We start from the raw sequence: 26,562 nt of genomic DNA, 5'->3' as shown, positions 1-26,562 counted from the left end.
TGCTTCCCGCTGGTCTCTTGCTTGAAGCGTCACTTCTCGATGGCATCTCGAAGCCCGCCTTTGCGCCAAACCATTACCCTTTTCTCGACAAGCTTCAGTAGGTAGGAGAACAAGCTATATTCCAAGCCGATCAAAATGATGGCAATGAACATGTTGGAAATTTTGAAATAGTTTCTGGCATCCACGATGATATAGCCCAGACCCGATTTTGCGCCCATCATCTCAGAGACGATAAGAGCGGAGAAGGATAATCCAAGGCTCACCTGTGCGCCAACGAGAAAATTCGGAATCGCCGAAGGCAGCATGACTCTCGTGAAAACTTGACGCTCCGTCGCTCCGAGACTAAGCGCAGACCGGATCAGCGTGGAAGGCACCGACTTGAAGCCGTCCAGCGTGTAAACCAGCACCGGGATAAATGTCGTCCACGCAATGAGCAGCACCTTCGGAAACTCCCCAATGCCGAACCAGATAATGAACAAAGGCAGCAGCGCCAAGGTCGGGATAGGACCGACCAGGTTGAGGATGGGAGAAAACCACCGCTCGACGGTTTTGAACTTGCTCATGACGACGCCGAGCCCTACCGCCGCTGCGCTTCCGATCACAAATCCCAACGCGATCCGAATCGTGCTTGAAATGAGACTGTCCGTAATAATCCCCGTCTTCGCGAGCTCCCACCCCTCCGACAGCAGCACCGTTGGAGCCGGAAGAAAGTTAGGATTAAAAAACTTAGCCGTTTCATTCACTCGGGAGAACAGCTCCCAAAATACAAAAAAAAGAATGGAGGGGAGGATGTTATATTTTTGAAAAAATCGGCTGACTGCCGAAGGGCTTTTACCCCGCCGCGCCTGCTTGCTTATAACGGAAGGCCCCGATAAGGCAGAGACGCCCGCGCCTGTATCCTTTACCGTTGATATTTTTGCTCCGTTCATTACGACCCCACCTTTGCTTGCGCTAGCTCCACATGCTCTTCATCCATGAGAACCCGTTCAATCCGGCTCATCATCTCGCCAAAGCCTGCGGAATGGGAAGAGCGGGGATGCTTGATGCCCACATCGAAAATTTCGACAATCTCCCCATGCTTCATAACGACTACGCGGTCCGCGAGATAGACCGCTTCGCTGATACTATGCGTGACGAACAAGATCGTCGGCTTCAGCTGGCTGCAAATCTTTTGAAGCTCGACGCGCATCGTTTCCCTCGTCAGTACATCGAGCGCGCCGAACGGCTCATCCATGAGCAAAATATCCGGCTTGCTTGCGAGCGCCCTCGCGATCCCTACGCGCTGCTTCATCCCGCCCGACAGCTCTCCGGGATAATGTGAGGCATATTGCTCAAGCCCGACCAGCTTCAGAAACTCCATGGCCGTTTCCTTCGCCTGCGCTTTCGGCATCTTCTGCACCTCGGGACCAAAGGCGATGTTGTCCTTTATGGTCATCCAAGGGAATAAAGCATGATCCTGAAATACCATCCCTCTTGATTTCGACGGTCCTTTGATCTCTTCTCCATCTACCGTAATCGAACCGTCATCAGGCAATAGGTAACCCGCAATCATATTCAAAAGCGTCGATTTGCCGCATCCGCTATGGCCAAGTATGCAAATAAACTCGTGTGAGTTAACCGTAAGATCCACATTTTTCAAAATCGTTCTTGTCCCGAAGCTTTTGCCAACCTGATTCACTGCCAACTTCATTTTTCCAACCCCAATCCATTTTGTTGTTAGCTTATATTACATGTATCGGTGATGTATAACTACATCATAATTCGTATTCACTTCCTTGTCATTGTGCACAATAACTAAAAATATCGTGGATTCATTGAATATTACACACAAACATACATTTACACCTCGAGGCATAAGTGATATATTGATGTCATAAAAACTAACATAAAATTCATTGGTGGTGCGGTCATGCTTCTCAAAGAACTTATCTCTCTCCCTATTTACGCGAACGCGAAGGTGGTTGCCGGACATGACGGCATGACAAATAGCGTCCAATCGGTCAACATCATGGACGCTCCTGATATTATTAATTATTTAAAACCGCACGAACTGCTGCTCACCACCGGTTATGCGATGAAGGACCATCCCGAAGCGCTTCTGTCTCTCGTAACCAGCATGGCCAAGGTCGGCTGCGCCGGTCTTGCGATTAAGACAAAACGTTTTTTGCAGGAAGTCCCGGAGGATGTGATCAAATGCGCGGAGAGGCTTCAATTTCCGATTATTGAGCTGTCGCTGGAGCAATCGCTCGGCGATATTTCCAACTTCTCGCTCAGCCATATCTTGGAGAAACGCACCGATGAGCTGCATTATGCGTTAACGACGCATAAGCAATTTTCGCAAATGATTATGTTGGGCAAAAGCACCGGGGATGTCATTGAAGCGCTGGCCATCCTGATTGATTCGCCGGTCATGCTTATGGATGCTTATGCGGGGCTGCTCTTCCGCTCGAGCTCAATGACGGAGGAGTTGTATGCAACGCTCCACGCCGAGCTTCAAGCAGAGTTCGCATCGCCCTCGCCGCACGGCTCCTTCACCATTCCACTTTCCTTGCAGCCGTCGGCCGGAGCGCTCTATTCGAATGCCGAGATCCACCCGATCATAACCTTTCAGCTTGAAGGCTTTTTAGTTGCCTTGACGAGCGATATCAGCAAGCATTTCAGCAATTTGACGAAGCATGCCATGGAACAAGCCGCTAACGTCGTCGGACTCGAGCTTGTGAAGAAGCAAGCGGTAAAAGAGCGGTCGCGGCGGTACAAAAACGAGTTTTTCTCCGACTTTGTCGATGGTTTGATTACTTCGGAGCAGGAGCTCATGCACCGCAGCAAAAACTATGACCTGCTCGGCTATCCGGCCTATATAAGCGTTGTCGCCAAGCGCGATACTTCATTCGACCTTTTCGGCTCTTCCAGCGCGCTTGAATCGGACGGCCGCTTCATCTCGGAACGCGACCGCCATTACAATGTATTGAAAAGCGAATTTTCAAAGCACGATGCGCGTTTTGTGCTGTTCACCAAAAATGAGTATTTCTGCTTCCTTGTTGCGCTGCATGCAAGCCAAGACGTGACGGAAGGCAAGGAAAGCAAATTTATCGAGCAGCTGAAGCATATGGTCGGAGCCTTAGGCGAGCAGCACGGCATCCCCATTTCCATCGGCGTCGGCAATCCGGTATCTCAGCTCTCCCATATTCCTTTGTCCTACAAAGAAGCAGTCGAAGCCTTGCAGACGGGCTATGATGCGCGCAAAAAGCAGTTCGTCCAGCCCTATCGCGCCAAAAACTTCAACAACCTGCTGCGGTTGATTCCGAAGGAGGAGCTCAAGGAATATTACGAGGAAACCTTCAAGGATTTACTGAGCATCGAAGGAAAAGAGCGAAGCGATTTGCTGAAGACGCTAAGCACCTTTTACAACACGCATTGCCAGCTGGCCGAAACCGCGAAGCAGCTGTTTGTCCATCGCAACACCGTGACCTATCGCCTCGAAAAATGCGAAAGGCTCACCGGCCGGGATCTGCGGGATCCCGTCGAGAGCCTTCGCTTCCGCACCGCATTCTCTATGGAGTCGCTGTTTATGGCCGATTGATCCTGGCGGAGGTTTATAGGTGTCACCCGGTGTTATCAGGCATCACCAACATGAAACCCTCGGCCCAAGTACTTATCGCGCTTAGGCCGAGGGTTCTTTCAATACGATAAGAGCACATAGGTGCTTACAGCACGCTAACTTAGGTTACTTTCAAGCGATAAGAGCACATGCGTGCTTAAAGCACCTGGACGAAAACAAGTTGTCTCAGAGCAAGTCCCGTGTTGAGCGGTGCACCGATAACGGTCCAATGGAGTCTTTCTGGGGAATCCTTAAATGCTAGAAGCACTAATTACAAGCAAAACTAAACGGCCTCAGTCCAATGGAATACAGGACCAAGGCCGCCTAATTATTTTTGTTATTTATACTGTCTACTCCTCTGAATTCCTAGTCCAGTGGACATGGCATACTGGTGTTAAACAATTCGAATTCGTCCTTAATAGGTTCTCTTAAAGCTGGATTATCGAATGCTCGTTGAAACTGAGAGATGACTTCATCGACCGTCAGGGGATAACGAACGGATGGATGCGCCGCGTTGAGCAATGCGCCTGTAGCATTTCGAACAAGGGAATTAAAGTCGTCTCCCATTAACTCAAGAGCGTCAAGTAAAGTAAACGTAGGCGAAAAGGCATTTCGGCCAAAAACTGTATTAAAGCTATCCGTAGTAGAAAATCCCGTGGGTGGCCAGTCTTCAGGATGATTTTTCCAAAAACCATCACTACAGCCCTGCAGTAATCCCATAAATACACACTCATTTCTTGGTGGAATATTAGCAATATATAGTATAGGAAATCTGCTTCTGAAATGTGCTGGGGGAAAACACTATATTTTCATTATTATTTGATTTGTCCTTGTGGTTAACATATATGTGCGATCTAACAGGGATAAACACCCTCTACTTTCAATAGTATATGAATATATTATTCACAGAAGATCATACGAATGAAATGAAAGATTGGTTGGTGCGTACTATGATTTCAGTTTCGAAATGGATAAGCTACACACAAATGAAAGAAGAAAAAATGCTTGCAGGCTATCTGCCGGTCACTGAGCTGTTCTCCGAAAAATCTTTATTTACAGCAATCAAGAGTCACCAATCAGTAATGATAAAGCCGGTTCTTGGAAATTTTGGAAAAGGAATTATTCAAGTTACTGTCCTTAAAGAACAACTTTATGAGATTCACATTTCTAATCGTAAAATAGTTATGGAAGGATGGGCGAAAACTTATCGATATTTGATAGAGAATCATATTTGGGACGAATATATCGTACAGCAGAACGTTCAGCTTGCTAGTATCGATAAATGCCTTTTTGATGTTCGAGTTATGGTGCAACGTAAAAATCTTGCGGATCTTTGGGATATAACGGGGAAGGTCGCAAAGGTCGCAATTGAAGGTTTTGTCATTACGAATGCAGCTAAAGAAGTTATGCATGTGGAGAAAGCAATCAAGCTGTCCTCATTGAATCACCTGAATCATAAACATCTGATCGCATCAATTGACAGAATATCGCTTCTAGTCGCTAACCAATTAGCTAAATACCATCCTCAAAAACGCACCTTCGGACTTGATATGGGTATTGATAGATATGGCAGGGTTTGGGTAATTGAAGCGAACTTCCAACCATTAACCACTCCTTTTGAAGAGCTGCAAGACTTTTCAATACTACAAAAGATAAAAGAGTTTCGAGGGAAAAAGAAGAAAGTGAAGTGAATAGAGAAAAGGCCAACCAAAAATCTCTGTTGACCTATTGATACGAAATAATACCCTACTCGCAATTACATTAATGGTACACGGCCAGTCTAATACTTTTTTCTTCAGAGACTTACAACACCCTTTCGTATTCGCACGAACTCCACAAAGCCTTCAAACCGCATGCAGCAAAACGCTTCGCCCTATCTTTTCCCCCGCTTTGCCTTTTTACAGTTGAGCCGGTAGGTTTTGCCGTATGCCTTGGCGTACCGTACGATTTTGCGCAGCATCGATTGGTCCTCGAGCAGCGTAAACGGACAGGGATCCGGCCGCGTATTCACCTCAAGTATCCAAGGCTTCAACCGCCGGTCAATCGCAAGATCAAGTCCCAACTCCTTGATTCCCGGATAGACTTTATGGAGACACTTCGCCGTATTGATCGCCAGCTTATCCATTTGCTCCAGCATCCGAGTCCGCTTCGCCTTGCTCGTATAGGGCTTCAGCAAATAATCGGTCGGATAAATGGTCCCGCCTTGGCTGCCGTTCGTCACGATTTTGCGAGGATGAGCCGCTCTGCCTAAAGTGCCTGTCGCCTCCCAAATACCGCGAGGCGATTGCTGCATAACGAGGCGAATGTCAAAAGGCCGGCCTTTGTGTTTGAGCAAATGAATGCCCTTTTGCACAAGATAGGCCTTCCCCTTCGTGCTTTTCAGAATGGACAGGTAAGCCTCTTTGTAAGTACGAAAGGTTAACCGCGTTTCCCCAAGCTGGTACGAAAAGCTGCGCGCTGCCTGGCCAGATCCCTTTCCCTCATTCAGCTCCACCTTCATAACGCCGTTCCCTAGTGATCCGAGCGTCGGCTTCACGTACACCATTTTCCACTTCAGCAGCATTTCCCGCAGGCCTTTTTCAGTCATCATCTGCGCCGGGGGCAGGTATTTTCTAACCTGCGGATCGCGTTGCAGCACAACTGTTTTCGTCCACTTGCTCGCAACCGTGCTGTGTACTTTTTTCACAGGCGCCGCCTTGGCTTGCTTTTTATTCACAAAATTCCCCTCCCAGTTACTCACTCCCATTAGCATACGATTGTTCCTCAAATTGGATGTAGGCATTTGTCGTCATAAGCCGAACCTGCACGAAATCGCGACATATGCTTTGGTAAGTAAATATCCGAAAGTTTTGTCCTTAGGAGGCTACCGAATGTCACCTTTATCCCCGCTGCAGCGGCAAATCATTCGCATAGGCCAGCTTCATCCCTGGTACGGCGATTTGCTTGCACAAAGCGCGATACAGCCGCAAGCCTGCGAATTATCCGAGCTTCCGCTTCTGACCTCTTCGCTGCTCGAAAAGCATTATTTCACGCAGCAAACCCGTCAAGAAGCCGGATTATCGGTATATAAAACCTCCGGCACCTCGACAGGCGTCCGGAAAGCGATCTACTACTCCGAAGATGATGATGAAAAATATATCGCAGCAAAAGCCGCTTCGTTCCGCGAATGGCTGGCATCCGGCGGCAGCAACGACCCGGAGCGCCATCCAACCGTCATTCAAAAAGCGCTCGCGGACATGGGTACCGGGCACGCCGCCAGCACTGCGCTCACCATATTCAAGCAGCTGGGCTGGCAGGCCGAATCGCTGTCCTTTGAGCTGCCTATCGAAGAGCATATCGCGAAGCTCAAAGCTTTTCGTCCGGAGCTGCTTTATACGATGCCGTCGATCCTGGATGCTATCGTCACCGCTTCGGGAGAACCGCAGCTTCTAGGCATTCAAAAAATAATTGTCGTCGGCGAGATCGCACCGCTTGAATGGCAAAGCAATATCGCGGCCCGCTTTGGCATCGAGCCTCAGGATATTTTGGACACCTACGGCTCGATCGAAATCGGCGCAATCGCGGCTTACTCGCATGAGCTAGGCCAATATGTTATCGACAGCGGAATTCACGCCGAAGCTTTGCCAGCAGAGCAGATTGACGACCGGTTCGAGCCTCTTCAAGCCAATGAAGCCGTTCTCGTGCTGACCTCCTATGTACGCACCTTATTCCCCGCCATCCGATACGTGACCTATGATGTCGTACGCGATTTTCGAACCGTTACCATCAATGGCCGGGAGCGCCAATGCTTCAGCTGTATCGCGAAGCGGATCGGAACGGATTTAAAGCATGGCGAAAAAATCAGCTTATACGATATCGAAAGCGTCGTTCATCAATTCGTCCATGATGCCGAGCTTCGCGTAAAGCTCATCGATAACAAGCTATCCGTCCATATTCGAAGCAAATCACTGCAAGAAGAAATGCTTGTTCATATTCAGAATGCCATCGAGCATAAAATTGGTGATATTGGGCTCATGATCCAAAACCGGATCCTTGAAGGCATTTCAGTCACGCGCGCAGCGGATAACGAACCGCTCGAACGAGGGGCGGTAAAATCCAAAAAAATTTATTTTTAAGGAGTACTCGTCCTATGGATAAAAGCTGGTTGTCGGTTATCGGAAACACGCCTCTGGTACAGCTCTCGAAGCTATTCGCGAACGATCGCGGCATCAAGGTCTTTGCAAAGCTCGAATTGCTCAATCCCGGAGGCAGCGCCAAAGACCGCTCTGCCGCACGCATCATTATGAAAGCATTGGAAGATGGCTTAATCGGACCCGGCTCCGTCATCATCGAGTCCAGCTCCGGGAACATGGCCATCAGTCTTGCCGCCATATGCTCCTACCTTGGCATGAAGTTTATCAGCGTCATCGATCCGAAGACGACGCAGCAGAACATCCGGATCATGCGCGCTTACGGCGCCGATATCGAGCTCGTGAACGAAGTCGACCCCGCAACGGGAGAATTTCTGCCTGCTAGGCTCAATAGGGTGCAGCAGCTCGTCGAGCGCATTCCGAACAGCTTTTGGCCGAATCAATACGCGAATGAAAACAACTACATGTCCCACTATGAGGGAACCATGCATGAGGTGATCGAGGAGCTGGGCCTTGTCGATTACATAGTCGGCGGAGTCAGCACCTGCGGCACGATGCTTGGCTGCGCAAAATATGTGAGCGACCGCAAGCTGCCAACGAAGGTCATTGCGGTCGATGCGGCGGGCAGCGTGATTTTTGGCGGGGTTAACGGGACCCGCCGGTTTCCCGGCCTCGGAACGGGGATTATCCCGCCTTTTGGGCAGACAAAATTTATGGATATTGCCGTTAAGGTAGCCGACAGGGATATGGTGAAGGGCTGCAGATTGCTCGTCGCGCAGGAGTCCATCCTTGCAGGGCCGTCGTCCGGAGCCGTCATTCACGCGTTGAAATCAATGGAAAACCAGCTGCCGGACGGCGCCGTTTGCGTTGTTATTTTGCATGATCGCGGCGAGCGGTATATGGATACCGTGTATTCTGACGAATGGGTAGAACAGCAGTTTAAATGAACTACATTTAAGATCAGAAAGGACAATGTCTGTGTTATATCTTGGCGATGAACATATTCGAGCGATTGGTCTGAACTGGGGAGCGCTTGTAGACAGCATGGAGGCGGCCTTACGGATTATGGATTCGGGGGATTATGCACAGCCGATTAAGCCTTACTTGCGGTACCGTCATCCGGCCAACCGGATCATAGCGATGCCCGCCTATGTCGGCGGCAGCGTGCAAACCGCCGGCATCAAATGGATTGCCAGCTTTCCGGGCAATATTGACGCCGGCTTGCCGCGCGCGCACAGCGTCACTCTCCTTAACGATACAAACACCGGCATTCCTTACGCAATGCTGAATACAACGCTGCCGAGCGCCGCTCGAACCGCAGCCGTCAGCGGCCTGCTTATCCGACATTATTTGCATGCGCAAGGCAAGGAGCGGAAAATGACGCTGGGCATTATCGGATTCGGGCCTATAGGCAGACTTCACTACGAGATGTGCTGCCGGTTATTCGGTGAGCATCTCGCAAACATTTATCTTTATGATATAAGAGGCTGCGATTTGGAAGATCCCGATCTTGGCAGCGTGGATACCGCGCTGCGCAGCCGCACGCATATTGCGGACAGCTGGCAGCAATTATATAAGGAATGCGACCTCGTCATAACCTGCACGGTGACCAAGGAGCGTTATATTGATATTCCTCCGGCAGCAGGAAGCCTTCTGCTCGACGTATCTTTAAGGGATTTCAGGTCAGAGGCTATAAGTGGCATCAAAGCGATTATCGTGGATGACTGGGATGAGGTTTGCCGCGAAAATACCGATATTGAGCTGCTGCACCTTCAGTACGGCTTAACCAGAAACCAAACCATGTCTCTGGCGGATGTGGTATGCCGCAGCACATTGGCGGCCCTGCCAAGCGATGAGCCCGTATTATTTTGCCCAATGGGCATGGCCGTATTCGACATGGCGCTGGCTGAACATTTCGTAAGTCGCGCAAAGGCGCTACAAATCGGTTTAGAGCTCAAATGATCCATCCTCTCCGCTCGAAATTAAGCTAATACGACAAAAAAAGGATGAAGCCGCTAGAAGCAGGCATCATCCTTTTTTTCATGCTATGGTTTAAGACTCGGAGCATCTGCTTATGGTTAAGCGGATTGTCCCAGCCGGTTTTTAGGGAATGGATACACTTTCGAACGATCTCCCGCTTTACCTGCGGCTTCGCTGGCTTTCTGCGAGTTTGTAAGCTCCATAAACCATTCCTCATCCCAGGTATCTAATGCCAAGTCGATTGAATTTTGAAAAACCTGGGCATCATCTAAAGTAATGTCGGATACGTTTTTGAGCCAAGACGACCTTACGGCAACGATTTTCCCAATGACTTCCTCATTATCCGATTTCACAACATTTACGGTCACGAACCCTTGCAAAATATCAACCGTTTCAACAAATCCATGAATGAGCTCGCCGTCTTTCGTTTTCCCTTGCACCCAGTCGCTTATGTTGAATTTCATCTTCCAACACCACCTGTCTCGATTAGTTAGATTACCCGTCAACTGTGTTAATTTTAAATACATTTAAGGCAGCAAGCGCAACCGGCAGTTGCCGATCTTACGTTGAGTACCCTTCGATTACGCCTTGGTTGCTAACTCCATACTGTAAGTTTAATAGTTACAGTTATTTTTGTCAAGATCTTCGCCGAAAATTAGACGCTGGTCATCGGAAGCCGTATTTTTCTGTTAAAATGATGAAGTGTATGACATAAGGGGGGAAATGGAAAAATGGTGGATTTTGCAGAAATTAATTACGTGGCGGTTCTGATTGCTACAGTAACAACAATGGTACTTGGTTTCTTGTGGTACTCTCCTGTTTTACTTGGCAATGCGTGGATGAAACATCGGAACTTATCCAAGAACGAAATCTCAGGCGGCGGGGCCATGACTTACGTGTTAACAGCACTAACCGCGCTCGGCGGCTCGTTTATCCTGGCATTGCTGCTCACGCTTACTGACGAGTCAACGATTTGGACGGGTCTGGTCATCGGGCTGCTGATCGGCATTAGCGTTTCATTGAAAATCGGGATGAATTACTTATTCGAAGGCCATAAGCTCGGTCTCTATCTTATTACGATTGGCTATCACCTTATCTCATACGTGATCGCCGGCCTTATTATCGGCTGCATGCAATAACCCATACCGCCATTCAATAGAATGGGGCGTTATTAGCTGAAAAGAGATAAAGGCTCAGCCAACTCAGCGAAATAACGCCCTTCTATTTATTTTGAAGCTAATTTAACTCCAGCCCCAGAAGAAGCCGTCTCTTTCCCAAGCCGCCTTACCTTTATGCAGCTTACGGAATATTTTTTTCACTTCTTTATCAATCGATTGATTGCCGTGTTCATTCACATAGATAAACGATTCGCCAAATTGGCTTCTAATATGCTCCACGGCAGCGCTTTGATGAAGAATGCCTTTTTCCTTTAATTCGCTCAGCATCCATTCCGCAACCTCTTCAGCTGTACGGGACATCCCATTCACTCCTTTACTCCAATAAACGCTGTAACTATAGCACATTTAGGCGTCTGTCTTCAATATAAGCCGAATTCCGGTTCATTGACAGCCCGTTGTCCATTCCACTATATTATATTTATCACAATTTAATTTTGTTAAACTTAGCAAGCAAGCCGCTTCACCATCTGATTAAAAATCACCTTCCAAACGGAGGATCACAACATGGACCGCAACGACATTTTAAAGCTGGATAACCAAATCTGTTTCGCTTTCTACGCCTGCTCCCGTGAAATTACGAAGCTGTACCGGCCCATGCTGGAGAAAATAGACCTTACTTACACGCAATATGTGACGATGCTGGCTTTATGGGAGCAGGATCATGTGACGGTAACCGCGCTCGGCAACAAGCTCTATCTCGACTCAGGCACGTTAACGCCGCTGCTCAAGAAGCTTGAAGCGGCCGGGCATATTACGCGCACACGGGATCGCAATGACGAGAGAAGCGTGCTGGTAGAGCTGACGGAGCAAGGCAGAGCCCTGAAGGAGCATGCCCTCGATTTCCCTTACCAGCTGGCCTGCAAGCTTGACGGCACCCCGGAAGACGGCGCTGCTCTGCTCACCCTCATGCATCAGTTCCTTCACAAGATGCAGCAAAGCACGGCTAAGGAATAGTACGCATAATCGGCTTTCGACGCGTCTCTAGGCGGCAAAAGCTCTATCCGCCATCACCTGCTTAGGAGGAACAAGCTATGACTTCAACCATTCTCCGGCCCTTTGGCCCGACAAAGCTGCAATTATCCCCGCTCGGCCTCGGCTGCTGGCAATTCAGCAACGGCAAAGGCCTCATCGGGAAGTTTTGGCCCGTTCTGCAAGGCAGCATTATAAATGACATCGTCAAAACAAGCTACGAAGGCGGAATCAATTGGTTCGATACGGCCGAGATTTACGGAAACGGCCAATCGGAGCAGCTCCTTGCCCGCGCGCTAAGGGAAACGCTCCCAGCTGACGCCCCCGTTTACATCGCAACCAAATGGTGGCCGCTATTCCGCACCGCGAGCAGCATAGGAAGCACGATTAACGAGCGTTCGAGACTGCTCGAGGGACGGACCATCGATCTGCATCAGGTGCATCAGCCCTTCTCCCTCTCCTCCGTAAGCAGCGAGATGAAGGAAATGGCCAAGCTGGCGGCGGCCGGAAAGATCCAGCATGTAGGCGTTAGTAATTTCTCCGCCAAACAAATGCGCGAGGCCGATCGCGTCCTGCGGGAGCATGGCCTGCGGCTCGCTTCCAATCAGGTGAAGTACAGCCTGCTGGATCGACGCATCGAGCAAAACGGCATTCTGGAAACGGCCAAGGAGCTGGGCTGCGCCATTATCGCGTTTTCTCCGCTCGAGCAGGGCATATTAAGCGGGAAGTTCCATTACGATCCCTCGCTTATCAAAGCGATCAGCGGTCCCCGCAAATGGAGCCCCCCTTTTCAAGCCAGGAGCATGAACCGTTCTAGGCCGCTCATCGACTTGCTGGAGCAGATCGCCGTTTCCTATGATGCCACCGTGACGCAGGTCGCGCTCAATTGGCTTATACACGCGCATGGCGAGACGGTATTCGCCATCCCGGGAGCTTCGAAAATCCATCATGCCGAGCAGAACGTGAAGGCGATGCGCTTCCGGCTGACAGCCGATGAGCTCAGCGAGATCAACGAGGTTTCACGGTTTGCCGTGTCACGCTAAGCTCAGCTGAACAATCGGCAAATCCGGACGAATCTGCTTATGGTCCCGCTCTCGATTCAAAGTCTTGAGGGAAGGGTATTAAGGAATGTAACCTCATATTGGCTAAGAATCGAGAGGAGGGCTCACCATGACGGTGACCATCGGTATTTTCGAGAAGGAAGAAAGCGTCTTGGAAGCGATCAAAAGGTTTCAGGCAGTGAGGACGGATAAACAAAACCTTCAAATTGTCGTAAAAAACAAAGAGGCCGCACCGCTGCTGTCCGGCCAAACGGATATTCCCGTTGATGAAGTCTATGATATCAGGGAAGCTCAGGAACGGGGCGGCGACAGATTCGTGTCTCCAATCGGAGCGGCTCCCCTTGTGTCCGGAGGGTATGTCGCCGGAGGGTCAGGAGTAGTCGGCGCAAGCCCAACCGGCTTCGTGGCAGGGACGGCTGATTTGGATAACGATACACGCAACGAAAATGTCCTGCAGGATATCGGCATTCAAGGTAGGCATGCCAAGACGGCGGGCGATGCCATTGAGAAGGGATATTTCCTGCTGGCCGCCGACACGGATGACGAGGAAGTTTCCAAACGTTTGCTTATTCAATCCGGCGCACTCGACGTTATTTATTAATAATAGGAAATAGAATGAGAGGGCTGTCCCGCGTAATGGGGCAGCCTCCTTTTTTTTGCGATTGACACTCTATTTTAAATTGTGTACAATTAAATTATAAAAAATATAAATCGGTTATTGGAGGTTTCCAACATGTCCTTGTACGATATTGAAGTGAAGACGATCAGAGGAGAAGCACAGACCCTCGCGCCTTATAAGGGGAAGGTCATGCTGATCGTAAACACGGCAACCAAATGCGGCTTCGCGGGCCAGTTCAAGGGTCTCCAAAAGCTTCATGATACGTACAGCAAGCAAGGTTTCTCGGTACTCGGCTTTCCGTCCTCCCAGTTCGCGAATCAAGAGCTCAGCGATGACAGCCAAGTCGCTGAAGCCTGTGAGATCAACTTTGGCGTATCCTTTCCGCTTTACGCAAAAATCGATGTAAACGGCAGCACTGCGCACCCGCTTTTCCGGCGCCTCACGAATGACGCGCGCGGTTTTCTAGGCTCCCGGGCAATCAAGTGGAATTTCACCAAATTTCTCGTGGATCAAAACGGAAAAGTGCTGAAACGCTTCGGCTCCAAAGATACCCCCGAGAAAATCGAAAGCCACATTCAGAAGCTGCTTAAGACGCCTACCCATGCTTAATACACGACAAACAGCCTAGAACCTTTAAGTTCTAGGCTGCTCTTTTCTAGATAAGAGATGCCCCCGCATCAGGCAACCTCTTCCTCCTCCGTTTAATTCCTCTCACTTCAACGCTTCTTCTACCTTTTTCATAAACTCATGAACCACTGCATGATTGCTGTTGGTGCCGCCAAGCTTCAACATCGCCCTTCCGACAAAATAAACGCCTTTATTTTGACCCTCATAAATAAATTTCGTGCGCGGATGATTCTTTTTTATTTACAGGGAGGATTAAGGCAGTCTGCTCGAACGTTGATCATAGGGCAGTCCCAATTGCTTCTCAATCCAATAGATCGCTTCATCAACGCTTACTTCTCTCTCGATCCGCTCCTCCAGATCCTTCAAGCGCAGCTTGCCCGACTTCCATTCCGTTTCTCCCGCCAGCAGCGCGTACCTTGCCCCGCCGCTTGATACCGAAGCCAAAATATTTTTCAGCTTCCGCCCGCTCGTATCGAGCTTCACCCGAATCCCGCTTGCGCGCAGCTCGGCAGCCGTTTGCAGCAGCTCCGCCGCGGTTACTCCGATAGGGATGAGGACAACTGGCGCCTCAGCCGCCTCGGCAGAGCGCTCTCCGAGCAGCGCCATCATCGATTCCACGCCAAACGACAAGCCCACCGCGCTGTATTCCGTTTCCTCCCTGCCTATCAACTGCCCAATAATAGCATCATACCGGCCGCCGCCCCCCAGGCTTGAGGCGTAGCCTCCCGATGCGTCGAATATTTCATAAACGGTGCCCGTATAAAACGAAAGCCCGCGCGAGAGAAAGGGATCAAACACGCATGCCTGCCCCAGTCCGATTTTGCATAAAATTTCGTGAACGGCTTGCACCTCCAGCGCACCTCTGCTGTTCCAAAGACCGTACTTGTCCATCAGCTTCTCCAAGGTCGGCTCCTTGAGCGCAAGAAGCTCTTCTATCGCAGCAATCGCGTCTTCAGCCAAATTCTTCTGAAGGAGCTCTTCTCTTACGCCAGCCTCGCCGATTTTGGCCAGCTTATCCAGCATCAGCATGACCGACAACGCTTCCTCCGCAGAAATATGAACAGTTTCCAGTATCTCCCCGAGAAACCGCCTGTTATTCCATTTCAGCTGAATGCCTATTCCAAGCGTCCGGAACACGTCAACCGCCAGCTGCATGAGCTCCGCCTCTGCTTCCGGCCCCTTGACACCGACCACATCGGCGTCGCATTGCAAGAATTCCCGTAATCTCCCGCGTTTAACCGGCCCGTCACGGAACACCTTTCCAATTTCATAGCGCTTCACAGGCAATTCTATTCCCGGATTCAGCGCCATCACCTTGGCAAAAGGTATCGTTAAGTCATAGCGCAAGCCTAATCGTCGTTTCCGCCTATCCGTCAGCTGGTACATTTCCTTTACGATTTCATCGCCGCCTGCATATTTAGAGGTCAAAAACCCAAGATCGGTCAGCTCGGTCGTCACCGTTTCATCAAAATCATAAAGCGCAAACTTTTCCCGCAGCGTCGCTTGGAGCTGACTCCTTAGCGCCTGCTCCTTGCCAAAATAATCATAAGTCCCCTTCACATTTTGCATCACGATCAATCCCCTCTCGGTTAATGGAATAAAAAAAACGCGCAGGACCTCTTGGTCCTGCGCGCATCGTATGCTGCAGGGAGGCCAACGCGAGAAGCGCTAGCCCACCCTGAATGTTGTTCAGGTGTGCTAACGCCTAATGAAATGATGAAGCTGATTCAATTGGAATTTGTACATGATACCCATTCCCTTCGACTGAATTACAGTGATTATAGCGAACCGGAGCTGATCGCGCAATACCTGGCAGCATCTAAATCATGATTTTTATCGGAGGAGTCTGTCAACAACAGGTTCTTTCCCTAAGCTGTCGAATTTATTCGCAAACGGCCATATGCCAGCAAGATGACCAGCAGCAGCAGAACAGCCGCAAAGATGTGGGCATTTTCGAGCAAAAAAGAGTGGGCATTCCCCGGCGCGGTCAATATCAGTCCTTGCGCAGCCTCGCGGCCCGGGATACCGTAAACGATACAATACATCACATTCAAGCCCATATGAATCCCCGTATTCATCCAAATAGAGCCCGATCTGAGCAGTACGTAACCGAGAGTCAAACCCAATAGGACGGAAAAAATGGTATTTTGAACGCTGAATCCAACTAACCAGACATCATCCAATGCATAAATAAATGTGGATAGCAGCAATAAATTCATATTTCGTATTTTCCCCTTGAGATGAGCGAACACATAACCTCTCACGATGAGATCATTGATCAGCGAACCGAGAAACATGCCCGCCAACGCTTCTACCATAAAAATAATAGCTTGAGGCGCTTTTTTTATTCCCTCAACCTGAAAATCGCCAAATATCCATAATAGCAAGTACATCGCCGCCCAAATGCCTGCGCCGAATAAAAAGCCGATTCGAAGGTTTCTTTTCCAGCCATAATGAGCCTTGACTCCCAAAGCGCTAATCCCCTTCAGACCTGTCAGCATAGCTACATGATGGGCTAATACAAAAAAGAAGCATGCATACATCAGCCATAACACCGTATTAAGAGGATATAGCAGCGGAACCAGATTAAAATAGATATCGATAATCAAAAAACCAATCCATGCTAATACTACGCCCATAGGTCGAACCCTTCCTGTCTATGTTGGTTGATAACCTCAAAAATATATTCGCTATATCCCGCTTATCCCCTGCTTATTTTCTCGCTTTCACCCGTTTCCCTTTCAAAATAAATAAGAGCGACGCGACGTTCCGGCGCTATAATTACTAGAGCACGGCAAAACCCCGGAGGAGATCGGCATTTGCCCATCGCCTCCGGGGTTTCTTGTTAGGCTTCGTTTTGGTCAGGTTTCGTTTACGCTGAGCGTGATATCATCCACGTAGACGGCTGCGGTGCCGGAGCCGCTTGTCGGTTCGATCTTAATGCCGATTGACTTCACGGCATCACGTCCTTGGACGCCGCTTAACGGAATCGTCAATGTTTTGAATTCAGACGGATCGACGCTGACGGCCGGACCGCTATCGAACCAGGTCCAGTTCGTGCCCGTCTTTATATATAACCGCATGTTGGCTGTTCCCGCTGACAGCTTCACCTTTACGCTTATGGCATCGACCGCAGATACATCAAGCGCCGATACCTTAGTAAGCTCAAAGCCCGTTCCCGCCAAGCTGAAGGAAGAGCTCAACGAATGCGTGCCGCCGGCTGCAGCATCCATCGTAATAATCGGAGCAGCCGCGCTTGCTTCGTTCGCTTCTACGATAAAGCCCGAAGTGTCGCTCTCAAAGTCGTACAAGGTTCCCGCAGGCGAAGGCGCGCTTCCCGCTCCGTCACCCCCGTTCGGCACCCCGCCGGTTCCGTCGTTTATGGCCTCGATATCATCAAAGTACAAGCTGCTGCTGAGCGTTGCACCCGATACCGCGTTCACGTAGATAGAGAAATCCTGCACATTCTTCAGGCTAAGCTTGTTGATTTTTTTGCCCGCATTGCCTGTATCCCATGGGGCAACCGCAAATTCATTAAAGTGAAGGGTCACCCATTCCCCAGCGGTTCCTGCCAGAGACGGGTACGCCTCATAAGACACACCGTCTACCTTCAGCTGGATCACGAGCTTCTGATTGGAGCCATCCGGGACGATCCAAAATTTCAGCTTATTAAACGCAGACCAATCCACGCCGCCAAGCCCTTTTGTAATTCCGGCATATCCGGAGCCCGCTAACGAATAATCGAATTTCATGGCATAATTGCCGCCACTCTCATGTGCAGGATCGAGGCTGACTGCAACCGAATCCCCGCCGGCTTTCACGAACTTCGCCTGCAGCGCGGCGTTAACGCCTTGATAGCCTTCAAAATTATCCACTAATGAAGGAATAACCGGAGGTTCAAAATAACTGTTGATTAACTGAATATTATCGATATAAATCGGGCCGTCAAACTGCAGCCCGCTTCCGATAACCGATAAAGCAAGGCCCGTTGCCTCGGCTGACTTTGCTGCGTCATTCATATCAACCGCCGCGGAATAACGCGCGTATTCCACGCCGTTAACCGTTACTTTTTCTAAGTCAGCCAACTTTTCTTCTGTTGTCAGCATGCCGTATTTCCCCGCATCCGACCAATCCGGAGGAAGCATTACGACCGTACGCAAGCTCGCATTCGCATTGGCAGAGCCTGCCGACACCGGAATCCACGCATCCAATTTCACTCGATTTACGGAAGCAAGAGGCACGGCGCTCGCCGCATCCGTCAGCTCCAGCTTAAATTCCTGCCAGCCGTCGCTTTGCGCGGCACCGGTCACATTAAGCTTAAGCGCGCCGCTCCCGTTAAAGTTCTCATGCGCAAGCGCGAGAGACATCGTATCGGGCCATGTGCCATTATTTTGAATACCGTCAATATGGTCATCAAAGGTGTACGACTTCAATGTGATTTCATCGGCTTTGATAAAAACGGAAACCGATTGCTCCAGCACTACGTCGTTTTGTTTATAAACTTTTACGGTAATGGCGGCCGTCTTCCCGTTTTGCTCGCCTGAAGGAGACCAGCTTGCCGAATAAAAGCCATCGCCGTCCAAGCTCATCGGCACTTCGGCCGTCCCGCCTTCTGCTATATACACAACTTTGGAAGGGGACTCGTTCAGCACCCGCGCACGAACGAGCGTCACGTTTTCTTTTATCGTGCTTTGATGAACAGGAGTTGCAACATGAAGGTAAGGCTGCTCTGCCGCAGCTTTGATTTGTTTGTCGTAAACTTCGCCGACCTCCGCAGCAAACGCGGTATACGGATCGTTATAGTAAGCAACCAAATCGCTCAACAGCTCATGGTCGCCCAGCTCCGGTGCATTGCGATAAGGAACAAATAAGTTGCCGTTTGCACTGAAATTCGCCCAGGTCTGCATGTAAGAAATCCGCTTTGCGTCCGGATCGGATTTGATCGCGTTCAGCATTCTCGTAAACCACGCCGTATCCGCATTCCCTTGCTGCAGCATGCCCTGCGGACTATAGCCGAATTCGGAGAACGTCGCAATTTTCCCCTTCGCATCCGCCAGCTTCGAGACCATCGCCAAATCATCGACCAATAGATTTAAAAATGTCTCGCTCCCTGGATTTTGCTGATTATCGTATTGATCCATGCCAAGGATATCTACATAGTCGTCGCCAGGGTAAGTCGTTAAATAGTTGGCTTCGCTGCCGGCAAAGGTTCCGTTTGGCGAATAAACGTACAACAAGGAGTGCACATCCTTCTGATCGCGCAAATATTCAACCGTATACCGGTATATTTCGACGTACTCGCTCGTTGTGGTCGTCTTGGCACCCCACCAGAACCAGCCGCCATTCTGTTCATGGAAGGGACGGAACAGCATCGGAATCAGCTTACCGTCATCATCCTTTAAGTTGCCCGCAAGCAAAGCGATTTGATCGAGAAAGGCGTTATAGTCCCCATTCTTGTCGCCGCCCGGCAAAATATGCTGAACGACCGAGCCTGCCGTATCATTAAAGCTCCCGCCCGTTACGAAGTTGGGCATATGGGCGCTTAACGTAACGATACCGCCGAGCTCATGCGCTTTTTTCATTTTGGCGATAAGATTGATTCTGCTTTGCTCGTAGTCATTAAACACACCCGGCTTTTCTTTGCCCTCCAAGCTAAGCGTATCCCAGCCGAATACCGCCGGATAATCGCCGACCGCGTTTTTAACATCGGACTGCGTCCCAGTTGTGTTCGTAAAGGATAAGCCCTCCGTCGTCGCGTGCTGGTGGCCGAACAGCACCTGCTGTCCGCGCACATCATCCAAATAAGCAAACAAGGATTTCGTATAGTCCGTGGCATCCGGATCGACCAAGTTCTCTACCCGCTCCGCGCTGCCGCCGCTGCCTGAGCCAGACCCTGGCGAAGCCGCTTCAACGACGCCATTTTTTATCGCTGCCTCGCCTTTTTTGAGCTCGCTCCCGTTCAGCTTGACGCCGTCAGCCCGTATAGAAGCTTTTTTTACATCGCCCTGGCCTTTCAGCAGCGTACCGCTTGCGCCAGCATTTAACGTAAGGCCCTCAATACGCGTGCCTGCGTTTAGCTCCAGCGTAAATTCGCTGTCCGCCGCTACATGCTGCGCGGTTGAGCCGTTGCTGAAGAGGACGCGAACGGGCCCCTCCTCCCGGTTAACCTCTACTTCCGCCAACGTAGAATGATCAACCGTCACGCTGTTTACGCCCCCGCCCCATACGAATGTTTTACCTTTAACGGTAACATTCTCGAGCTTCGCATCGCCATCGCCTATCGCAGACGTCAAATACAAATTGCCGGAGATCGTCATGTCCTTCAGCACGACATCGGCCCCGCCGACAACGACACTGCCCGCCGCGGACGTACCTGCAAATTCGCCTGCTTGCGGGTAGTACCCTTCAACAAGCTTATCAATGACCGACACAAGCTCGGCCCTCGTCAATTGGCCTTTCGGTTTAAAGGAACCATCCTTATAACCGTTTAACACACCGGATAAGGCGCCGACCGCCGCTTTTGCATAGCCGGCTATCTCATCCTCATCCTTAAAGGAAGCGCTCCCAATTCCATTTAGCTGAAAAGCCTTCGCCAGAAGAACTACCGCGTCCTGACGGGTGACGGCATCCATCGCCTTGGCCTTATTCGAAGGAAATCCTTCATAGTAGCCCGCCGCGCGGGCCGCGGAAACGGATTTCGCGTACCATGCCGATGCCTCTACGTCTGAAAACAGCTGCCCGGATTGGGCTTTGAATCCCAGCACTGCATTAATAATCGTGACCAGCTCCGCACGCGTGATACTCTTATTCGGTCCAAAGGAGCCGTCTTTGTATCCTTTCACGACCCCGTTGTCCTGCCATCTCTCGATGGCCGTTTGTGCCCAGTGCCCTTGAACATCCGCCGCCGCTGTTTGAGCAAAAGCAGGCATGGCAGCCGATAAGACAAGTACAGGCGCAATGACCCCAGCTATCCACTTACGTATTTTCTTCATTCTAAGCCTCCTGTAATTTTGTTATTTTTGTTATTGCTTATGACTGAGATATGTAAGCGCTTAATTTCTAGTATATCGTCTGATACTATAGAAAAAAATGGTCTGTACTAGCTTTTATAGGTTTAAAATGATTTTCAATTGTATAATTTGTTATTTTGTTAGGTTGATTATTAGGCCTTTTAACCGGAATCGAAGCTAGCTGAATGACCCCATCGTCTCCATGCCGGCGTAAGATATTCGCAATTAATTCAAGCAATATGCTATTATACAAATTGGACAATGCTAAACGGCGGCCGTCTTCTTCTGTCGGCAATCGCCCGTTTCCATTCGCAAATACAGGGAGGATATTGAACATGCTTTTGAAAAACAAACGCCTCGGAATGATGCTGCTCCTTTCGCTTATTTTAGTCGTTGTAGCAGGCTGCGGCGGAACCAAAACTCCGAATAACGGCGAAACGACCGGTTCGAACGGCGGTACCGCCAACACGACAACGCCTACGGAAGCGCCTGCCGAGGACGGCCCTGCCCTTTCAGGTCCGGACAAGCATCCTGTCGTAACGATTCAGCTGAGCAACGACAAAATCATCAAGCTGGAGCTTTACCCGGAGGTTGCTCCAAATTCCGTAAACAACTTTATTTCCCTTATTAATAAAAGCTTCTATGACGGCGTCATTTTTCACCGCGTTATTCCAGGCTTTATGATTCAAGGCGGAGATCCTGACGGAACCGGCGCGGGCGGACCAGGCTACAGCATTCCCGGCGAGTTCAACAGCAACGGCTTCGAGAACAAGCTGAAGCATACGCGCGGAATACTTTCTATGGCCCGCACCAATGATCCGGACACAGCCGGCTCGCAGTTTTTCATTATGGTAGCCGATGCTCCGTCGCTGGATAATGAATATGCCGCTTTCGGCAAAGTAACGGAAGGCATGGAAGCCGTCGACGAAATCGTTAACCAGGCGAAAGGCGCTAATGATCGTCCGGATAACCCGATTTCCATGAAAAAAGTAACGGTAGACACGCTTGGCATGACTTTTGAAGAGCCGACAAAAACAAAATAAGAGAGGGAAGGGCATAGCCCTTCTCTTTTTTTATGTCCTATAGTATAATAAATTCATTAATCGATTAATGAATGTATAATCAACTTAGGCAATCAAGGGGGATTAACGATTTTGAGGAAACCAACGATTATTTTGCTCACCGTATGTATGATGGCCTTTATGGGCGCATGCAGCGGCGTCAATGCCGAAAATGCGGCGAAAAACACGGAGAGCGCGCAGCCTGCGGCTTCAGCCAAAACTTCCGGCCAAGCAAATTCGGAAGCGGTTACAATGGAAGAACCCGCGTTCGCCGATGCGTCCGTACACGATCCATCCATTATTAAAGTCGATGATACCTTTTACATTTTCGGTTCCCATCTGGCTGTCGCGAAGTCTACAGACCTGATGTCCTGGGAGCAGCTCAACTCGAGCGTTTATGAAGGAAATCCAATCATTCCCGATGTGTTAACGGAGATGGGCGAGGAGCTGGCGTGGGCAGAAACCGATACCTTCTGGGCTGGCGACGTCATCCAGCTGCCGGACGGCAAATTTTATATGTATTACAGCATGTGCAAAGGCGATTCCCCTCGTTCCGTGCTCGGCTATGCGGTTGCGGATCATGTAGAGGGCCCTTATACGAATAAGGGTACGATTTTGAAATCCGGCATGTGGAATGAAGCGAGCGAGGATGGTACCGTATACGATGCGACGATTCATCCAAACGTAGTGGACCCTAATTTATTTTACGATAAAGACGGCGTTCTCTGGATGGTGTACGGCTCTTACTCCGGCGGGATTTTCATTATGAAAATGGATCCGAAAACCGGTCTGCCCCATCCCGGCCAAGGCTACGGCAAACGGCTGCTCGGCAACAACCACAGCCGTATCGAAGCGCCGTATATGATGTACAGCAAAGAAACCGACTATTATTACCTGTTCCTCTCCTATGGCGGGCTTGACTCAACTGGCGGCTACAACATCCGCGTCGCACGCTCGAAGAAGCCTGACGGTCCGTTTCTTGACGCCGAGGGCCAGGATATGATCAACGCATTCGGCGCTGCCGGAACGCTTTTCGACGACGTTTCTATCGCCCCTTACGGAGTGAAACTCATGGGCAACTTTCAAATGGACAACGTAGACGGCGAGATAGCGAATATCGGAACGGGATACGCATCGCCCGGCCATAATTCTACTTATATCGATCCGGAGACGGGCAAAATGTTCATCATCTTCCACACCCGCTTCCCCTCGCGCGGCGAAGGCCATGAGGTGAGAGTGCATCAAATGCTTATGAATACGGACGGCTGGCCCGTGATTGCTCCCCATCGTTATGCGGGTGAAACGGCCGAGCCTGTCAATGCAGAGGAAATCGCAGGCGAATATAAATACGTGAATCACGGGAAGGACATTACAGCGGATGTGAAACAAGCCAATCTCATCGCCCTTGGCAAAGACGGCAGTATCTCCGGCAGCGTTAGCGGCACTTGGAAAAGCACAGGCGACCTTACGCTTGAGCTGTCCATTGACGGCACTTTATATAAAGGCTCGCTGCTGCGCCAATGGAATGAAGGCACGCTCAGCTATGTGATGACTTTCAGCGCGCTCTCCCCAGAAGGCATTGCGATTTGGGGCAGCCACGTCTCTAAGGAATAGCCATTCCTTGCACAGCTTTGCTCTCACTCGGATTCGCAGGCATGTTACCGGAATCCCGTCATATGGTGGAGTATAAGCGTGCTGCAAAAAAAGGATGGTGAAGCCATGTACGGCTACGGCCCTGTCAGCGTGGTCAATTTGACGAATCCGCTGAATAAGTCGCTGCAAGGAAAGTATTTTTTGGGCGAGACCGATCAGTTGAATCCAAACGATTCAAACCGGACCTGGGGGGCGCTGGTCAACCCCCCACACTCCGGCGTTAATCTTTATTTGGATCTTTATGTGCTGAGCAACCTGTCGGATGATCATCTTGTGTCGCAAATTTGCTTCTGCTCAAGCTTGCCCACGCGCGGAATGCAGTCCCATGAGGTCTCAACAGCCAACTTAGCCCTGTCCCCGGCGCCGCTGCCCCGGGGACAGGTGCAATTTGGCAGCGGTCTCGATACGACTGCGCTGGCCGCCGTGCCCGTCTCCACCAGAGTTATCCCCTCTTATTCGAGCATTTCCAGCGAGAAAGCAGGCCACTGGATTATCGGGCCCGGCAAAGCCATACTCTTTACGTTAACAAGCTCCATGAACCGCACCGCCCCTGCCGTCATTTCCGTCGGCTGGTGGGAAGAGGCCCATGGCGTGTATTAAGGGGCTGGTATATGCGGTCACACCTGTGTAAACTGGTTTTCTAACGCCGGAAAGACGTTCGGTATGTCTTAAGACTTGTTATATGTGCGGATACCCCATGGTCGAAATCCGTGATCATGGGTTTTTCATGTTCGTATTCCGGACTATGGGCCTCTTCTCAGTCGCAGTCAACCGGTACACTGCAGTTTCTACATCAGAATTCCAGAAACCGCCGCTTCATTTTAGCTACAGTGCATTTACTACAGCAGAATAGCCTCCGCTTGCTCCCAACCGTTTGAAAATAGGCACTCCCATTGCAGAAACTACAACGTACCCTTCAATTCTACGAATTTGCCGCCCTTACATTGCAGAAACTGCAGTGTAGAACCTTGCCTGCACTTATATTGCTCCAGCTTTGCTAACCCCCTTGGGGGTTAAGCCGCCAATCATCTTCAAACGAGCCTTCGGCAGAGAACCTATATTTGCGATAGCCTTACTGCGACCGTCCATGTTACTGCAACTGCCCCGCCTGCGTCACTGCAAACGCCCTGGCTTAAATCGTCACCTTGCGTATGCGGTTAGGCGGCACTTCCATTTCAGCTGCGAACGGTTTCTTTCTTTTTACTTTTTATCATAAAAAAAAGGCTGCTCCTAAGGTTTTCGACCTCCGGAGACAGTCCTTTAATTTTGGCTTAAACCACTAGTTTGTTCACGCGGAACACCTGTCAGAAGCCTTCTTCCCGTCATCCATATGGCAAAGCCCGTTATCCATAAAATAATAGAAGAGCCAAAGCCGACGATAGACAAGTAGGAATCGAGTTGATGCGACCCTACCGTAATCCGCTCAGGAACGAACAGCCATGTAATGACAGCCAGCAAGCACAGAAACGCGCCTGTAAAATGATAAAACTTAACTCCAAAGAGAGACGCCAGCGGAAAAAAGTGTATGCCGACTATAATTGCGATTATGATCGGCATAAGCTCACTGCGATGGATCGCATTGCAGACAGCAATGGCGATGAATATAGCAATTCCCTCTGCCGCAAAATTAATGTTAAACCAAAACCTCATCCGCTTCCCGGTCCGCGCATCCCCTTCTATGCTCTGAACCGGTAATGCCTTTGATGACCGTATTAACGAAATCCCGCCAAAAAACAAAGCGGCCCCAATGACAAGCGCTGCTGTTAAAAACAAAGAAGTTCCCCAGCCCCGCAATCCCATTGTGCCTGTATACGCCCATAATGTACCGAAAAACGACATAAATAAAACACCCGATGCCGTTCCGCGCACCGCAGCTCCAGGTACGCTTCTTATCGCCTGCGTCATTTAAATCCCCTCTCCATTCTAACGAAATGATTAGTATATGAACTTATCCGTATGCAGGCGCTGCCGCATTGACCCCCCAAAAAATCCCCTATAGCCAATAAATAATTGACAACTTAATTTTAGAACTATATAGTACTAATATGAACACTAAAACAAAAACTTCCAATCGAGAAATTGCGCTGCAAACCGCAGCCAGCCTTTTTTTGAGCAAAGGCTACCTTGTAACCAGCATGGACGACATCGTCGCGGAAAGCAAAGTATCCAAGACCAATATTTACTATTATTTTAAAAGCAAAGAGGAACTCTTGTCCACAATTATTCAACGAATGACGGATCAATACGAAGCGCTTATAGCCCATATAGCCGCTCAATCGGAACAGCCTGTTATGGATCGGCTGATGAGGCTGATGCAGGTGCTTATTGAACAAGACGCCGATTGCCTAGGCGGCTGTCCCTTCCTGACGCTTTATACGCAAACTCCCAAGGAGGCAGGGGCGGTTCGCGAACAAATCAGCCGTTTTTTCAGCAGGCAGCTTACGGTTCTCGAACAGCTGATTACAGAGGGCATCGCAGCCAATGAATTCAGCAGCAAGCTGCCGCCGCAGCCGATGGCAGCCTTGATTTTATCTACGGTTGAAGGCGGGCTATTCCTGCAGCATACCAACCCGGAATCAACAATATTGCAGCAATCGCTTCATGCTTTAGCTTCCATGCTAAAGTAATTTTTTTGAACCAATTAGTACTGTTCAGTACTATAAATACTAATTACTA

24 protein-coding genes are annotated in these 26,562 nt (G+C 49.8%); 14 read left to right on the top strand and 10 right to left on the bottom strand.

Going from position 1 to position 26,562, the window contains the following annotated elements:
• Nucleotides 1-29 precede the first annotated feature (29 nt).
• Both ACN6MW_RS15735 and ACN6MW_RS15730 read right to left on the bottom strand, forming a co-directional pair.
• On the bottom strand, nt 30-929 hold the full coding sequence (locus ACN6MW_RS15735; protein ID WP_419876175.1) for an ABC transporter permease: 900 nt from the start codon (nt 927-929) through the stop codon (nt 30-32).
• Entirely contained in the window at nt 929-1,690 is a 762-nt protein-coding gene (locus ACN6MW_RS15730; protein ID WP_419876174.1) for an ABC transporter ATP-binding protein, read from the bottom strand. The genes ACN6MW_RS15735 and ACN6MW_RS15730 overlap by 1 nt, the downstream gene beginning before the upstream one ends.
• A 219-nt stretch (nt 1,691-1,909) precedes the next feature.
• Between ACN6MW_RS15730 and ACN6MW_RS15725 the strand changes: the two genes are divergently transcribed.
• Nucleotides 1,910-3,580 carry a PucR family transcriptional regulator gene (locus tag ACN6MW_RS15725; RefSeq protein WP_419876173.1) on the top strand — a complete coding sequence of 557 codons (1,671 nt, stop codon included), beginning with the start codon at nt 1,910-1,912 and terminating at the stop codon, nt 3,578-3,580.
• Nucleotides 3,581-3,964: 384 nt separating this feature from the next.
• Here ACN6MW_RS15725 and ACN6MW_RS15720 read toward each other — a convergent pair whose 3' ends face one another.
• Complete coding sequence (locus ACN6MW_RS15720) at nt 3,965-4,318, bottom strand: hypothetical protein (protein WP_419876172.1); 354 nt, start codon at nt 4,316-4,318, stop codon at nt 3,965-3,967.
• A 206-nt stretch (nt 4,319-4,524) separates the two neighbouring features.
• Here ACN6MW_RS15720 and ACN6MW_RS15715 point away from each other — a divergent pair, with 206 nt between their 5' ends.
• Nucleotides 4,525-5,289 carry a YheC/YheD family protein gene (locus tag ACN6MW_RS15715; RefSeq protein WP_419876171.1) on the top strand — a complete coding sequence of 255 codons (765 nt, stop codon included), beginning with the start codon at nt 4,525-4,527 and terminating at the stop codon, nt 5,287-5,289.
• Nucleotides 5,290-5,471: 182 nt separating this feature from the next.
• Here the strand turns inward: ACN6MW_RS15715 and ACN6MW_RS15710 are convergent, their stop codons facing one another.
• Nucleotides 5,472-6,314 (bottom strand): YheC/YheD family protein, encoded by an 843-nt coding sequence (locus tag ACN6MW_RS15710; protein ID WP_419876170.1) that lies wholly within the window; start codon nt 6,312-6,314, stop codon nt 5,472-5,474.
• 154 nt (nt 6,315-6,468) lie between these two features.
• On the opposite strand from ACN6MW_RS15710, the gene ACN6MW_RS15705 reads away from it, so the two are divergent.
• The 3 genes from ACN6MW_RS15705 to ACN6MW_RS15695 are packed head-to-tail and all read left to right on the top strand — an operon-like array spanning nt 6,469 to nt 9,690.
• Nucleotides 6,469-7,713, top strand: a complete 1,245-nt coding sequence (locus tag ACN6MW_RS15705; RefSeq protein ID WP_419876169.1) for a hypothetical protein — start codon at nt 6,469-6,471, stop codon at nt 7,711-7,713.
• A 14-nt stretch (nt 7,714-7,727) separates the two neighbouring features.
• Nucleotides 7,728-8,675: a 2,3-diaminopropionate biosynthesis protein SbnA gene (gene sbnA / locus ACN6MW_RS15700; RefSeq protein ID WP_419876168.1), complete on the top strand. Its 948-nt coding sequence runs from the start codon at nt 7,728-7,730 to the stop codon at nt 8,673-8,675.
• A 25-nt stretch (nt 8,676-8,700) separates the two neighbouring features.
• Nucleotides 8,701-9,690, top strand: a complete 990-nt coding sequence (locus ACN6MW_RS15695; protein ID WP_419876167.1) for a 2,3-diaminopropionate biosynthesis protein SbnB — start codon at nt 8,701-8,703, stop codon at nt 9,688-9,690.
• 116 nt (nt 9,691-9,806) lie between these two features.
• Here the strand turns inward: ACN6MW_RS15695 and ACN6MW_RS15690 are convergent, their stop codons facing one another.
• Nucleotides 9,807-10,172 carry an IDEAL domain-containing protein gene (locus ACN6MW_RS15690; RefSeq protein ID WP_364150133.1) on the bottom strand — a complete coding sequence of 122 codons (366 nt, stop codon included), beginning with the start codon at nt 10,170-10,172 and terminating at the stop codon, nt 9,807-9,809.
• Nucleotides 10,173-10,439: 267 nt separating this feature from the next.
• Here ACN6MW_RS15690 and ACN6MW_RS15685 point away from each other — a divergent pair, with 267 nt between their 5' ends.
• Nucleotides 10,440-10,847 (top strand): DUF1761 domain-containing protein, encoded by a 408-nt coding sequence (locus ACN6MW_RS15685; protein ID WP_419876166.1) that lies wholly within the window; start codon nt 10,440-10,442, stop codon nt 10,845-10,847.
• 102 nt (nt 10,848-10,949) lie between these two features.
• Here ACN6MW_RS15685 and ACN6MW_RS15680 read toward each other — a convergent pair whose 3' ends face one another.
• Entirely contained in the window at nt 10,950-11,186 is a 237-nt protein-coding gene (locus ACN6MW_RS15680; protein ID WP_364150127.1) for a DUF6953 family protein, read from the bottom strand.
• Nucleotides 11,187-11,390: 204 nt separating this feature from the next.
• On the opposite strand from ACN6MW_RS15680, the gene ACN6MW_RS15675 reads away from it, so the two are divergent.
• From ACN6MW_RS15675 to ACN6MW_RS15660, 4 genes are all read left to right on the top strand, one after another.
• Nucleotides 11,391-11,840 carry a MarR family winged helix-turn-helix transcriptional regulator gene (locus ACN6MW_RS15675; RefSeq protein WP_419876165.1) on the top strand — a complete coding sequence of 150 codons (450 nt, stop codon included), beginning with the start codon at nt 11,391-11,393 and terminating at the stop codon, nt 11,838-11,840.
• A 77-nt stretch (nt 11,841-11,917) separates the two neighbouring features.
• A complete protein-coding gene (locus ACN6MW_RS15670) occupies nt 11,918-12,898 on the top strand; it encodes an aldo/keto reductase (protein WP_419876164.1) in 981 nt (326 codons plus the stop codon).
• Between the two features lie 127 nt (nt 12,899-13,025).
• On the top strand, nt 13,026-13,517 hold the full coding sequence (locus tag ACN6MW_RS15665; RefSeq protein WP_419876163.1) for a hypothetical protein: 492 nt from the start codon (nt 13,026-13,028) through the stop codon (nt 13,515-13,517).
• A gap of 132 nt (nt 13,518-13,649) precedes the next feature.
• Complete coding sequence (locus tag ACN6MW_RS15660; protein WP_364150115.1) at nt 13,650-14,144, top strand: glutathione peroxidase; 495 nt, start codon at nt 13,650-13,652, stop codon at nt 14,142-14,144.
• A gap of 270 nt (nt 14,145-14,414) precedes the next feature.
• Here ACN6MW_RS15660 and hisS read toward each other — a convergent pair whose 3' ends face one another.
• The 3 genes from hisS to ACN6MW_RS15645 all read right to left on the bottom strand — a co-directional run bounded on the left by hisS (nt 14,415) and on the right by ACN6MW_RS15645 (nt 21,154).
• Complete coding sequence (gene hisS, locus ACN6MW_RS15655; protein ID WP_419876162.1) at nt 14,415-15,731, bottom strand: histidine--tRNA ligase; 1,317 nt, start codon at nt 15,729-15,731, stop codon at nt 14,415-14,417.
• Nucleotides 15,732-16,030: 299 nt separating this feature from the next.
• Nucleotides 16,031-16,801, bottom strand: a complete 771-nt coding sequence (locus ACN6MW_RS15650; RefSeq protein WP_419876161.1) for a CPBP family intramembrane glutamic endopeptidase — start codon at nt 16,799-16,801, stop codon at nt 16,031-16,033.
• Between the two features lie 222 nt (nt 16,802-17,023).
• Nucleotides 17,024-21,154 carry a glycosyl hydrolase gene (locus tag ACN6MW_RS15645; protein WP_419876160.1) on the bottom strand — a complete coding sequence of 1,377 codons (4,131 nt, stop codon included), beginning with the start codon at nt 21,152-21,154 and terminating at the stop codon, nt 17,024-17,026.
• 353 nt (nt 21,155-21,507) lie between these two features.
• Here ACN6MW_RS15645 and ACN6MW_RS15640 point away from each other — a divergent pair, with 353 nt between their 5' ends.
• The 3 genes from ACN6MW_RS15640 (at nt 21,508) to ACN6MW_RS15630 (ending at nt 24,486) form a co-directional block, all read left to right on the top strand.
• Nucleotides 21,508-22,215 (top strand): peptidylprolyl isomerase, encoded by a 708-nt coding sequence (locus ACN6MW_RS15640; RefSeq protein ID WP_419876159.1) that lies wholly within the window; start codon nt 21,508-21,510, stop codon nt 22,213-22,215.
• Between the two features lie 270 nt (nt 22,216-22,485).
• Entirely contained in the window at nt 22,486-23,847 is a 1,362-nt protein-coding gene (locus ACN6MW_RS15635; protein ID WP_419876356.1) for a glycoside hydrolase family 43 protein, read from the top strand.
• Nucleotides 23,848-23,925: 78 nt separating this feature from the next.
• Nucleotides 23,926-24,486 carry a DUF6143 family protein gene (locus ACN6MW_RS15630; protein ID WP_419876158.1) on the top strand — a complete coding sequence of 187 codons (561 nt, stop codon included), beginning with the start codon at nt 23,926-23,928 and terminating at the stop codon, nt 24,484-24,486.
• A gap of 660 nt (nt 24,487-25,146) precedes the next feature.
• On the opposite strand, the gene ACN6MW_RS15625 is transcribed toward ACN6MW_RS15630, so the two are convergent.
• Nucleotides 25,147-25,791, bottom strand: coding sequence for a hypothetical protein (locus ACN6MW_RS15625; RefSeq protein ID WP_419876157.1), 645 nt, complete (start codon nt 25,789-25,791; stop codon nt 25,147-25,149).
• A 203-nt stretch (nt 25,792-25,994) separates the two neighbouring features.
• Between ACN6MW_RS15625 and ACN6MW_RS15620 the strand changes: the two genes are divergently transcribed.
• Entirely contained in the window at nt 25,995-26,513 is a 519-nt protein-coding gene (locus tag ACN6MW_RS15620; protein WP_419876156.1) for a TetR/AcrR family transcriptional regulator, read from the top strand.
• Nucleotides 26,514-26,562: the final 49 nt, after the last annotated feature.

The sequence above is a fragment of the Pristimantibacillus sp. PTI5 genome (genome assembly GCF_048572955.1).
Classification (GTDB): Bacteria; Bacillota; Bacilli; order Paenibacillales; family Paenibacillaceae; genus Pristimantibacillus.
Note: the sequence above shows the minus strand (reverse complement) of the source record. Positions and strands in the feature narration are given on the sequence as shown.

Coding starts and splice junctions, on each gene's coding strand:
- ACN6MW_RS15735 (WP_419876175.1), bottom strand. CDS start 929: ATGAACGGAGCAAAAATATCAACGGTAAAGGATACAGGCGCGGGCGTC.
- ACN6MW_RS15730 (WP_419876174.1), bottom strand. CDS start 1,690: ATGAAGTTGGCAGTGAATCAGGTTGGCAAAAGCTTCGGGACAAGAACG.
- ACN6MW_RS15725 (WP_419876173.1), top strand. CDS start 1,910: ATGCTTCTCAAAGAACTTATCTCTCTCCCTATTTACGCGAACGCGAAG.
- ACN6MW_RS15720 (WP_419876172.1), bottom strand. CDS start 4,318: ATGGGATTACTGCAGGGCTGTAGTGATGGTTTTTGGAAAAATCATCCT.
- ACN6MW_RS15715 (WP_419876171.1), top strand. CDS start 4,525: ATGAAAGATTGGTTGGTGCGTACTATGATTTCAGTTTCGAAATGGATA.
- ACN6MW_RS15705 (WP_419876169.1), top strand. CDS start 6,469: ATGTCACCTTTATCCCCGCTGCAGCGGCAAATCATTCGCATAGGCCAG.
- sbnA (WP_419876168.1), top strand. CDS start 7,728: ATGGATAAAAGCTGGTTGTCGGTTATCGGAAACACGCCTCTGGTACAG.
- ACN6MW_RS15695 (WP_419876167.1), top strand. CDS start 8,701: ATGTCTGTGTTATATCTTGGCGATGAACATATTCGAGCGATTGGTCTG.
- ACN6MW_RS15690 (WP_364150133.1), bottom strand. CDS start 10,172: ATGAAATTCAACATAAGCGACTGGGTGCAAGGGAAAACGAAAGACGGC.
- ACN6MW_RS15685 (WP_419876166.1), top strand. CDS start 10,440: ATGGTGGATTTTGCAGAAATTAATTACGTGGCGGTTCTGATTGCTACA.
- ACN6MW_RS15680 (WP_364150127.1), bottom strand. CDS start 11,186: ATGTCCCGTACAGCTGAAGAGGTTGCGGAATGGATGCTGAGCGAATTA.
- ACN6MW_RS15675 (WP_419876165.1), top strand. CDS start 11,391: ATGGACCGCAACGACATTTTAAAGCTGGATAACCAAATCTGTTTCGCT.
- ACN6MW_RS15670 (WP_419876164.1), top strand. CDS start 11,918: ATGACTTCAACCATTCTCCGGCCCTTTGGCCCGACAAAGCTGCAATTA.
- ACN6MW_RS15665 (WP_419876163.1), top strand. CDS start 13,026: ATGACGGTGACCATCGGTATTTTCGAGAAGGAAGAAAGCGTCTTGGAA.
- ACN6MW_RS15660 (WP_364150115.1), top strand. CDS start 13,650: ATGTCCTTGTACGATATTGAAGTGAAGACGATCAGAGGAGAAGCACAG.
- hisS (WP_419876162.1), bottom strand. CDS start 15,731: ATGCAAAATGTGAAGGGGACTTATGATTATTTTGGCAAGGAGCAGGCG.
- ACN6MW_RS15650 (WP_419876161.1), bottom strand. CDS start 16,801: ATGGGCGTAGTATTAGCATGGATTGGTTTTTTGATTATCGATATCTAT.
- ACN6MW_RS15645 (WP_419876160.1), bottom strand. CDS start 21,154: ATGAAGAAAATACGTAAGTGGATAGCTGGGGTCATTGCGCCTGTACTT.
- ACN6MW_RS15640 (WP_419876159.1), top strand. CDS start 21,508: ATGCTTTTGAAAAACAAACGCCTCGGAATGATGCTGCTCCTTTCGCTT.
- ACN6MW_RS15635 (WP_419876356.1), top strand. CDS start 22,486: ATGGAAGAACCCGCGTTCGCCGATGCGTCCGTACACGATCCATCCATT.
- ACN6MW_RS15625 (WP_419876157.1), bottom strand. CDS start 25,791: ATGACGCAGGCGATAAGAAGCGTACCTGGAGCTGCGGTGCGCGGAACG.